The sequence below is a fragment of the Paraburkholderia madseniana genome (assembly GCF_009690905.1).
Taxonomy (GTDB): domain Bacteria; phylum Pseudomonadota; class Gammaproteobacteria; order Burkholderiales; family Burkholderiaceae; genus Paraburkholderia; species Paraburkholderia madseniana.
On the sequence record NZ_VOSW01000025.1, the window covers coordinates 89,034 to 99,696 of the forward strand.

Sequence of the window (10,663 nt, forward strand, 5' to 3'; positions counted from 1 at the left end):
ATCGCCGCTTTGCGGCTTGCTCGGGCCGTCGCGCGACGCTAAACCCGGTGTCCGTCTTGAATCAAGCTTCGCCCTCCACTGCTTTGCCCGATGCGGCCCTCGCGCTGCGGCCCTCGGCGTGCCCGGGGCTGCTGCGCATCGTCGCGGCGCGCGATGGGGGGATTTGCCGGATCAAATTGCCCGGCGGTGAGTTGAGCGCGGCGCAGGCCGCGGTGATCGCCGACGTCAGCGAGCGGCATGCGGCCGGTGTGGTCGAGCTGACCAATCGCGCGAATCTGCAGGTGCGTGGCGTGCGAAGCGGGCATGAAGCGGCGTTGATCGCGGCGCTGGTCGATGCGGGGCTTGGGCCGATTCGGGCGACCGGTGCGGTGGATGCTGACAGCTTGCTGCTAAAGACCTTGGCAAATACTTCAACCGCATCTCGGTTCGGCGCAGCGGATGCTTCGAATACGCGACCGACGACCGCACGACAAGCTCCTACCGCAATTTCGGCGTCCGCTGCGGACGATGTGCGCAATGTGATGGTGAGCCCAACTGCCGGGCGCGATCCATTTGCGCTGTTCGATACGAGGCCGCTTTGCGTCGAACTGCTCACGTTGCTGCAATCCGAAGCGCGTTTCGCGGCGCTATCGCCCAAATTCGCGCTACTGCTCGATGGTGGTGAGCGTCTTGCCAGACTCGATCATCCACATGATGTCTGGCTCGCGGCGACGCAAGCTGAAGACGGTGTGCGATTTGTGCTTGGATTGGCAGGTTGTCCGCCTGCTGTGGCGAACGCGGACGTTGACGTCAATGCCGATGCCGATGCCGGTGCCGATGCCGATGCCGATGCCTTCCCGCATATCGCGCGTACCGGCTCGCATAGCGCCGTTGACCATCCTCATCCGAATTACGCAGGCGCTCTCGCCGCAGTGCTGCCCGCGCAAGTCACAGACCTCGTCCGCGCGCTGCTGCATACGTTCCTCGATCTGGCCGCCCCAGATGCCACGCGCATGCGTCACCTGCTCGCCACGCATCCCGTCGACGCGCTATTGCAGCACACTCAAACGTACGTCGATTTCCCGCTGTCACGCGACACATCGCTTGCAAACTGGCTACGCCCCACGCCCGCCGATACCACGCTGCGACTCGGCGCGCACGCACAGCGAGTCGTGGGAATGCTGCACGTAGGCGGCCAACCGCCGCTCGGACGCCTCGACGCCACGACCTTGCGCGGCCTCGCCACGCTCTCGCAACAGCAAGGCAACGGCACGCTGCGCATGACGCCCTGGCAAAGCGTGTTACTACCCGATATCGCAGCCGATGCCGCACCCACCGTGCTCGCTGAAATGAACGCGCTAGGCCTCGCATGCGATCCAGCGCAGCCTATGACACGTCTGATCGCCTGCGCCGGTTCCACAGGCTGTGCAAAAAGCCTCGCCGACACCAAAGCCGATGCGTTACGGCTAGCAGATCGCTTGCCCGATGGCATCGACGTCCATCTGAGCGGCTGTCCGCGCTCATGCGCTGCCGCACATTGCGCGCCGTACACGCTGCTGGCTGCGGCGCCCGGCATCTACGACCTTTATCGACGCGACGGCCAGGCGGGTTTCGGCTCGCGCGTCGCGCACCAACTTACGATCGAACAAGCCGCCGACATGCTCGCCCCATTGGCACACCCGGCCCGGAGCCCCTCAGATGCTTGATTACATTCGCGACGGTCAGGAGATCTATCGCCAATCCTTCGCGACGATACGTGCGGAAGCCGACCTGTCGCGCATCCCTGCCGACCTCGAGAAACTCGCGGTGCGCGTGATCCATGCCTGCGGCATGGTCGACGTCGTTGAAGATCTTCAGTTTTCCGAAGGCGCAGGCACCGCGGGCCGTACGGCACTGGCGCAAGGCGCGCCGATTCTGTGCGATGCCGGCATGGTGGCGCAAGGCATCACGCGCGCACGCCTGCCCGCGAACAACGACGTGATCTGCACGCTGACGCATCAGGACGTGCCCGCACTCGCACGCGAACTCGGCAATACGCGCTCGGCGGCTGCGCTCGAATTGTGGCGGGCCCGGCTGGCCGGCAGCATCGTCGTGATCGGCAATGCGCCGACCGCCCTCTTTCACTTGCTCGACATGCTCGATGCCGGCGCAGCAAAACCCGCACTGATCCTAGGTTTTCCGGTCGGTTTTGTCGGCGCGGCCGAATCGAAAGCGATGCTTGCCGAAGACAGTCGCGGCGTGCCCTACGTCGTGGTTCACGGTCGACGCGGCGGCAGCGCGATGGCCGCCGCTGCCGTGAACGCACTGGCGACGGAGGTCGAGTAAATGACGGTGCAAGGACGTTTATTCGGACTGGGCGTCGGCCCCGGCGACCCTGAGCTCATCACACTGAAAGCGCTGCGTTTGCTGAAAGCGGCGCCCGTGGTCGCGTATTTCGTCGCAAAGGGTAAGAAGGGCAACGCCTTCAGCATCATCGAGGCGCATCTGCATGACGCTCAACAGCATCTGCCGCTCGTTTATCCCGTCACGACCGAAGCGCTCGAACCGCCGCTTTCGTATGAAGTGATCATCGCCGACTTCTATGACACCGCTGCGGAGGTCGTCGCCGGCCATCTCGACGCGGGCCGCGACGTAGCGGTGATTTGCGAGGGCGATCCGTTTTTCTACGGCTCGTACATGTATTTGCACGACCGCCTCGCGGCGCGTTTCGAAGCCGAAGTCGTGCCCGGCGTGTGCTCGATGCTCGGCGGTGCAGCGGTACTCGGCTCGCCGCTGGTGTATCGCAATCAGAGTTTGTCGGTGCTCTCCGGCGTGTTGCCTGAAGACGAACTGCGGCGGCGTCTCGCCGATGCGGACGCGGCGGTCATCATGAAGCTGGGCCGCAATTTCGATAAGGTGAGGCGCGTGCTCGGCGAACTGGGGCTCGCGCATCGTGCGCTTTATGTCGAACGCGCGACGATGGGCAATCAGCGCATCGTGCCGCTTGACGAAGTCGACCCGATGGCCTCGCCGTATTTTTCGCTGCTCGTGGTGCCGGGGGAAAAATGGCAAGGTTGACGCCGCCCGCGATCGTGATTCTCGGTGCGGGCGCGCTGGAGACCGCACGGCGTATCCAGATGTTGTATGCCGGTTGCCAGGTGCATGCCTTGCAGGGCCGAGTCGAGGCTGACGTCTCATACACGGAACTCCGCGCGCATCTGTGTGATCTGTATGCGCGCGGTACGCCGATCATCGCGTTGTGCGCCGCCGGGATCGTGATTCGTTGCGTCGCGCCCTTGTTGTCGAATAAGGGCGTCGAGCCGCCGGTGCTGGCCGTTGCAGAAGATGGGAGTGCGGTCGTGCCCTTGCTCGGTGGGCTTGCCGGCGTCAACGTGATGGCTCGCGAGATTGCGGCTGCGTTGAACGTGTCGCCTGCGATTACAACGAGTGGCGAACTGCGCTTTGGAACGTGTGTGCTCAATCCGCCTGAGGGCTATGCGCTTGCCGATATAGCGCAAGGCAAGCGCTTCGTGTCTGATCTGCTGGCGGGTGAAAGCACGCGCATCGAGGGTGAAGCGCCGTGGCTCGATGACGCGCAATTGCCTCGCTCTGAATCCGCACGTCTCGCGATCCGCGTGACGCCACGTGCGTGGGATGGGCGGGATGATGAGTTGGTGATTCATCCGCGGAGTGTGGTGGCGGCAGTGACCGTGCCGAGTGCCGCTGCGCATTCCAATACGGATACGGACCTCGGCGCAAATTCCGGTGCTGATTCGCAGACGGCTTCCGGCGCTCGAATCGCCGCGCTGGTACAAGAGGCATTGGACGCGCACGGTCTTGCACCACTCTCGCTCGCGGCATTGCTGGTTCCTTCCGAACACATGGCAAACCCGGCGCTCGCCGATGCCGCGGCGAGCCTGAACGTGCCGCTGCGTTTTGCCCAGGCGGGCCCGGAGGACGGCGAGCCGCCGAGCAATTTGCTGCATGCCGCGCTGCGCGTGCCTTATCAAACCTTGCATGACGACGCGGACGCAGGGGTTGCACTCGCGTTGGCCGCGTTGGCAATCGACCCGGACACGATTGGCCGTACGCGCGGCCGCTTGACCGTGATCGGCCTCGGCCCCGGCAGCGCCGATCTGATGGTGCCCGCCGCACGAACGGCGCTGAACGAAGCCACCGATATTCTCGGCTACGAAACCTACGTGAAAATGGCCGGCCCCTTGCGTGCCGACCAACGCGTACACGGCACGGACAATCGCGAAGAGATGCAGCGGGCGCGCCATGCGTTCGAACTCGCGAGCACTGGACGGTCAGTGGTGATGGTGTCGTCGGGCGATCCCGGCGTGTTTGCGATGGCGGCAGCGGTGCTTGAAGCGCTCGAAGAAGGCGCTTCGACGAACGCTGACTGGCGCTCGGTCCAACTCGCCATCGTGCCGGGAGTGTCCGCTGCCATGGCAACTGCGGCGCAAGCCGGCGCGCCGTTAGGCCATGACTTCTGCATGCTGTCGTTATCCGACAATCTGAAACCGTGGACCATCATCGAAAAGCGCCTTCGGCATGCGGCCGAAGCGGATCTGGTGATGGCTTTCTACAATCCGATCTCCCGCGCACGGCCGTGGCAGTTGGATAAAGCGCTGGACATCGTGCGGGAATATCGCGCTGCCGCGACGAAAGTCGTGCTCGGCCGCGATATCGGCAGACCGGGCAGCACACTGCGCACGATCACGCTAGGTGAACTGCGTTCGTCCGATGTGGATATGCGCACGATGGTGATCGTGGGGTCGTCGACGACACGCGCGTTTGCTAACGGTGTCGATGGCGGGGAATGGGTTTACACGCCGCGGTGGTATGAGTGAGCACAGTGGGTTATTTTCGCCCCATCCCCCTCACCATTGCCTCCATTTGCACCCCATCCGCCCGCGCGATGCCCTATGCCGCCACCTTCAAATCCTCAATCGCCCGCTGCCTGACGCCCAGATCATCCCAGAGTTCCGGATGGCACGTGAACACCAGAATCTGATGCCGCGTCGCCGCGTCGATCAGCGCGCGCTTGATCGCATCGCGTCGCGTCGCGTCGGTATGCACGGCTGCGTCGTCGAGCATGAGCAAGGTGGGTCGGCCCGACGCCTTCAATAGATCCGCGTACGCCAGCCGCGTCAGAATACCGAGTTGCTCCCGTGTACCGAAGCTCAACGCATCGAGCGTATCCGCGCGACCATAGCGATCCAGCGTCGCCGGACTCAGATCGTCGCCGAGCGCAATCGTCGACTGCGGGAAAATGCGCTTCAGATAGTGCCCGAGCCGCTCGGTCAACGGCGCGCGCAGTTGCGCCACCGCCGCATCACGTTCGTCGACAAGCACTTCGTCGAGCAGACTCAAAGCGCTCGCCCGCAAGCTGAGTTCTTCCTTGCGGCGCATGGCCTGTTCGACTGAAGCATTTACTGTAGCGAGACGCTCCCCGAGCCCAGAAGCGCCAACCGTCTCGAGCTGACTGCGCAACTGCGCGATCCGCAGTTGCCGTTCGTGCTGCTCGTTGCGCGCAAGTTCTGCCGACGCCCGATAGCGCTTCGCTTCAGCCGCCGGATCGTCGAGACGCGCAGCTTCCAACTCGCGCTCACGTCCTTCAAGCTGTTTCTTCAGCGCCTCGACCTGCACGCGCTGCTCGACGATTTTCGTCTGCCACAGCGCGCGGTTGCGGCAGAACGCCTCGTCGCCCAGTTGCGCCTCCTTACGCTGGAGTTGCGCGGCGAGCGATTCCGTCGTGGCCGTAGCGGTCGATCGCTTCTCCGCCGCTTGTGCCAACACTTTTCGGGCGGCGTCCAGCGCATCACGTGCGATGTCGGCGTTGCGGCGAGCCTCGTCGAGCGGTGGCGCGGCGGAGACATCGGGCAAGGCCGCAAGCCGTCCGTTGGCCGATTGCAATCGCGCATCCGCCGAAGCCAACGCAGCCCGCAGCGCGTCGATACCCTGCGGCGCATGTACCTCAAGAATCTTCGCCTGGCTTTTCTGCTGCGCGACCAGCGTCTTCCACTGCTCGTGCCTGGCCTCGGCCTCGCCCAGCGACGCCACGCCCAGCGTCTGCAACAATTGCGCATGCTGGGCTTCGAGCGACGCCAACTCGGATAACCGCGCAGACAGATCGGAGACGCCCGGAATCACGCGCAATTCGCCGAGTTCGCCAAGACCGATCAGTTTTTCCTCGTCGAGCCGCAGCACGCCCTCGCCGTGTACCTCTGCATCGCCGACGGTGATCGCGCCATTCAACCGGTATTCGATGCGCGTCATCGCCGCTTCGGTCCGCGCGCGCAGCACGGTCAATTCCGCATCGAGCGACTGGAGCCGCTTCAATTGCGCCCCGTCGATCTCGAGCGCGGCCGCTGCGCGGGTCGCCTCCAGCACGGCCTCGTTCGCCTTGCCGGCGGCCGCGATCGAGGCTTCGAGCCGCTCGCTCTCGGTGCGGTGCAGAGCGATCTGACTGCGCAAATCGCCCGCGGTTACCGCGGCGTTCGCCAGTTCGTACGCGCGGTTGGCATCGGTAGCCGCCTGTTCAAATTTCGCCACGCTCGCCTGAGCCTGCGCATGTTCGTTCTGAACTGCCGAGACATTGGCTCGTGCGGCGTCGAGTTGCTGCCGCTCGCGTGCAACGGCTGCTTCGAGTTCAGTGGCCGCCTGTTCCTGCTGCAACGAAAGCGCCAACTCTGCGTCCTTCAATTGCAGCGACTGGGAGAGCCCCTGAAGACTGCGTTCGAGTTCGGCCGCGGCGTCGGCGCGCTGTTGTGCCTGCACGGCCTTCTGCTCATGAAGCTCCCAGGGGCGCTTGCGTTGCGCGTCGTCGAAGGCTTCCTGCTGCGTGGCAAGCCGTACGATGTTCTCATCGAACTGCTGACGCTGCTGCTCCAGATCGTCGCGCTCTTCGATCAGCGCCGCCAACGCCTGTTCGGCCTCGGCCAATGGGCCGGTGGACTTCTGCGTACGCGCCGTGAGCAGTTGCCGGAGTTCGCGCTGCACCGCCGCGATCAGCGCATCCTCACCCGCCGATTCATGACCGCCCGACAGTTGCGACAACGCATCGCGCAGATACTGCGCCGCATGTCCCGTGGAATCGCGCACCTCCTGCGTACCGCCTTGTTGCACCCACAACAAACCGGGGACACCGGCGTTTTCCGCCTTCAGCGGCCCACGCGCGGCCCGCGAAAAACCGAGCAGCGCGGCGAGCTTGTCTTCGGCTTCGTCTTCGCCGAACACCGCTTGACCGATCTTCAATTCGCAGCGCTGCCGGGTGACGAACTGCTTCGACAGCCTGCAGGCCGTGCCGTCCATGTCGAATGTCACTTCAACCGACGGCTGCCCGCTCGCCTTGCCCCACGGCAGCAGGTCTTTCAGATGCGAGGCCTTGTAGCGCTCGAGGAACACCGCCCGCACGGCTTCGGCGATCGTGCTCTTGCCAGCCTCGTTCGGGCCGGTGAACAGATTGAGTCCAGGCTGCAGATCGTCGATGACGAGCCGTCCGGTGAACTGCTTGAACTCCTGAATCGCGATGCTTTCCAGCTTCATGCGGACCTCGCTTCGCGCGGCAGTTCACGTTGAAAACGCGCCAGAAGCAATAACGCCTCCGCCGCGCGCTTGGCCTGTTGCGGGTCGGACTGCGGGTCCTCCTGCAAGCCTCGCAGACGCGCCACCACTTTCGCGAGGTAGCCGCTTTGCGCGCCGAGTTCGGCGAGATCGTCGGCGGTGGGCAGCACCTGCAGGCCACTCAGATCGACGCGCAGCGCACGCACCCGCGCACGGGTCTCTTCCACCGCAAGGTGAATGGCTTCGGCCTCGGCCAGTGCGGTCGATCCGCTTACGGTCACCCGCAGCACGTCATGACTGCCCAACGTGCTGAGTCGCAGCTTGAGCGAATCGACGTCGGTCGGCACGGAGATCCCCTCTTCCCAGCGATGCCATTGATATTTACCGACCCGCACCGCTTCAACGGACGGCACGGCGCCAGGCTCGGTCAGCGTGACGTCGAGCATGAAGCCCGGATCGTTGGCGCGGAAACGGTCCTGCTCGTGCGTGCCGGCATACCAGGTGCGTTCGTCGACACGCAAATAACCGTGCCAGTCGCCGAGCGCGAGATAGTCCAGACGCGCGCTCGCTGCACGCGTCGGCGCGATCGGGTTCGACGAATCGATGCCCTCCTGCAGAATCCCGCTGACGCTGCCATGCGCGAGTCCGATACGGTGATAGCCGGGCGGCGTCTCTGTCGTGTCGAAGAAACCCGTCGTGTCGTCGTAAGTGATGCGTTGCGTGAGCGGCGCGCAAAGCAACGCGCACTGGCACGCGTCGAGCGTCACCACGCCGGGTTCGAGCACCAGTCGTACGTTCGGTGCGACGCAGTTCAGCCGCTGCGCACGGGTCCACACGCTCTCGACCAATGCGGCATCGTGATTGCCCGGCAGCATGATCCACGGCCCGGAAAACGCTTGCAGCGCGCCGAACAACCGGCGGATCACCGTGTCCGAAACGGTCTGCAGGTCGAATACGTCGCCGGCGACCAGCACGGCGTCAACCTTGCGCGCCGCCGCTTCCTCCGCGATCCGGCGCACTGTCTCGAAGCGCGCTTCCGCGAGGTGCGCGGCTTCGTCCGGCTCGAACTGGCCGAATTGCGTACCTATCTGCCAGTCCGCGGTGTGCAGAAACCTGATCACTGTGCCTCCATTCCGTTCAATTGCATCGTCACTCAATACTCATTCGGCGCTCATGTTACCGCGCCTGCGGGTCAAAGAATGTCCCAAGCCGGCGCCACACGGCCCGAACAGCGGCGCTACACTCGCGTTTCTGGACCAGCACGCCAATCGCACCGCACCATTCCAATCAACTAGAACTCCGCTGCCCTGCTGCCGATGAACAAAGAAACCGAACTGAAGAAGGCCAAGCGCACCCCATTGCTGTTGCTGGCGGCCGCCGCCTGCGTTTTCCTCGTGACCGCCTTCATGCCGCGCGGCCTCTGGGTGGACGGCATCAAAGCGATAGCCGAGGCCGCCATGGTCGGCGCGCTCGCCGACTGGTTCGCCGTCGTCGCACTGTTTCGCCGCGTACCGATCCCGATCGTCTCCGCGCACACAGCGATCATTCCAAAGAACAAGCACAAGATCGCCGATAACCTCGCGGTGTTCGTGCAGGACAAATTTCTGGACGTGCCGTCGCTGGTCGGGCTGATCCAGAAACACGACCCGGCGCAAAGCATCACCGGCTGGCTGACGAAACCGGCCAATACCGCGCGCCTGGGCGACTACGTGGTCAAACTGACAAGCGGCATTCTCGAACTGACCGACGACGTTCGTATCCAGGTCTTCATCAAGGACGCCTTGCGCGACGTGCTCGCCAAAGTCGATCTGTCGCAATCCATGGGCTCGATTCTCGACACGCTCACCAAGGATGGCCGTCATCAGGAATTGCTCGACGCCGGCATCGAGCAGGTCGTGACGCTGTTGCGCGAACCGCAGGCGCGCGAGTTTATCGCTGAGCGCATCGTCGAATGGGTGAAGAGCGAATATCCGACGATGGAGATGATCCTGCCGTCGGCATGGCTCGGCGAAAAAGGCGCCGAAACGATCGCCAATGTGGTGAACCGGATGCTCGAGCAGATCAGCGAGAACCCCACTCATCAGCTGCGCCAGAAATTCGACGACGCGGTGCAGAAGCTGATCGTCAAACTCAAGACCGATCCGGCATTCCTGCAGAAAGGCGAGGAACTGAAGCGTTATCTGGTGGAAGGCGAAGCACTCAGCACGTATGTGAAGGACATGTGGGGCGAATTGCGCGCATGGCTCAAACGCGATCTGCAAAGCAACGATTCGGCCCTGCACGCCCGGGTGATGGCAATGGGCCAGTGGGTGGGCCGCGAGCTGGCGCATGACCCCGCGCTGCGTCAGTCGCTGAACGACCACCTGGAAGAAGCGGCGCGCGCCATGGCGCCGGATTTTGCCCAGTTCCTCACGCGCCACATCAGCGATACAGTGAAGAACTGGGACGCACACGACATGTCACGGCAAATCGAGCTGAACATCGGCAAGGATTTGCAGTACATCCGCATCAACGGGACGATTGTGGGCGGCTTTATCGGCTTGCTGCTGTATGCGAGCTCACAGCTATTCGAGCTGTTGCGTTTGCACATGGGCTAAGGGATGCGGCCGCCGCACGCCAAAGCGCCTACAATCCGGGCATATGAATTGCTCGGGCGCTTTAACTGACCGCCGCCGTTCCATCCGCGCGAACCCTCAGCAAAAGCGACAGCGCCACAACATCGAGAAGTGTGTTCATGAAAATATCGTTACCGCCGCCTGGGCGGCCGAACCGCGTATACCCGCCGGGCACGCCCAGTCTGCATGGTTTGGCCTCGGTCATCACCGGCGTCGTGGTGGTCAGCGCACTGTACTTCGGCCGCGAGGTGTTGATTCCGATCACCCTCTCCGTGCTGCTCAGCTTTCTGCTAGCACCGCTGGTGCAGGCGCTGCGGCGCTTGCACATGGGCCAATTGCCATCGATCTTTATCGCGGTGCTGTTCGCCCTCGCCACCTTGCTGGCCGTCGGCGGGCTGATCGGCGCGCAACTGGTGCAACTGGCGGGCGATCTGCCGCAGTATCAGGCGGCGATCGAGCAAAAGATAGAGAGCGGGCCGGAGGAAAACGGGGTGTGGGCGGATTGTGCGTGGGGCGGG

8 protein-coding genes are annotated in these 10,663 nt (G+C 63.8%); 6 read left to right on the forward strand and 2 right to left on the reverse strand.

Annotated elements, in window-relative coordinates; all coding sequences use genetic code 11:
- The first annotated feature begins 47 nt into the window (after window positions 1-47).
- Genes FSO04_RS15370 through cobJ form a run of 4 tightly spaced genes read left to right on the forward strand, consistent with a single transcriptional unit; the run spans window position 48 to window position 4,814 of the window.
- Window positions 48-1,685, forward strand: a complete 1,638-nt coding sequence (locus FSO04_RS15370) for an oxidoreductase (RefSeq protein WP_168435694.1) — start codon at window positions 48-50, stop codon at window positions 1,683-1,685.
- Window positions 1,678-2,304 (forward strand): precorrin-8X methylmutase, encoded by a 627-nt coding sequence (locus tag FSO04_RS15375; protein ID WP_154560495.1) that lies wholly within the window; start codon window positions 1,678-1,680, stop codon window positions 2,302-2,304. The genes FSO04_RS15370 and FSO04_RS15375 overlap by 8 nt, the downstream gene beginning before the upstream one ends.
- A complete protein-coding gene (locus FSO04_RS15380) occupies window positions 2,305-3,036 on the forward strand; it encodes a precorrin-2 C(20)-methyltransferase (RefSeq protein WP_154560496.1) in 732 nt (243 codons plus the stop codon).
- The gene (gene cobJ, locus FSO04_RS15385) at window positions 3,024-4,814 is read left to right on the forward strand and encodes a precorrin-3B C(17)-methyltransferase (RefSeq protein WP_154560497.1); all 1,791 of its coding nucleotides are present in this window, start codon (window positions 3,024-3,026) and stop codon (window positions 4,812-4,814) included. Before FSO04_RS15380 ends, cobJ begins: the two co-directional genes overlap by 13 nt.
- Before the next feature lie 73 nt (window positions 4,815-4,887).
- Here cobJ and FSO04_RS15390 read toward each other — a convergent pair whose 3' ends face one another.
- Window positions 4,888-7,512 (reverse strand): AAA family ATPase, encoded by a 2,625-nt coding sequence (locus tag FSO04_RS15390; protein WP_154560498.1) that lies wholly within the window; start codon window positions 7,510-7,512, stop codon window positions 4,888-4,890.
- Entirely contained in the window at window positions 7,509-8,651 is a 1,143-nt protein-coding gene (locus tag FSO04_RS15395; protein WP_168435695.1) for a metallophosphoesterase family protein, read from the reverse strand. Before FSO04_RS15395 ends, FSO04_RS15390 begins: the two co-directional genes overlap by 4 nt.
- A 195-nt stretch (window positions 8,652-8,846) precedes the next feature.
- On the opposite strand from FSO04_RS15395, the gene FSO04_RS15400 reads away from it, so the two are divergent.
- Entirely contained in the window at window positions 8,847-10,127 is a 1,281-nt protein-coding gene (locus FSO04_RS15400; protein ID WP_154560500.1) for a DUF445 domain-containing protein, read from the forward strand.
- Window positions 10,128-10,264: 137 nt separating this feature from the next.
- Window positions 10,265-10,663 (forward strand): AI-2E family transporter (locus FSO04_RS15405; protein ID WP_154560501.1); only part of this gene is annotated, 399 nt, incomplete at its 3' end.